The sequence below is a fragment of the Cellulomonas sp. GbtcB1 genome, assembly GCF_019091725.1.
Taxonomy (GTDB): domain Bacteria; phylum Actinomycetota; class Actinomycetes; order Actinomycetales; family Cellulomonadaceae; genus Cellulomonas.
Genome location: NZ_JAGXJG010000773.1, coordinates 1 through 228 on the forward strand (window position 1 = coordinate 1; position 228 = coordinate 228).

A 228-nucleotide genomic window follows, 5' to 3' on the forward strand; every position below is an offset into this window, starting at 1 on the left:
GGCGTGACCTCGGGGCCCCGGTTGGTCGGCGGCCTCCGGGAGCCCTGCGCGGCCGCGCGGGGGGACGGCGGCCCCGTCGTCCTGGCGTACCTCGACCTGGACCGGCCCAAGGAGGCCAACGACACCCTCGGCCACTCGTTCGGGGTCGCGCCGCTGCACCCCGTCGCGACCCCGCTGGCGGCCTCGGCGGAGCCCGGCCAGGTGGTCGGGCGGGTGGGCGGCGACCGG

The 228-nt window shown here is 80.7% G+C and carries 1 protein-coding gene; it reads left to right on the forward strand.

What is annotated here, in order from left to right; genetic code table 11:
* On the forward strand, positions 1 to 228 hold a 228-nt coding region (locus KVT14_RS22150), incomplete at both ends, for a diguanylate cyclase (protein ID WP_217617462.1).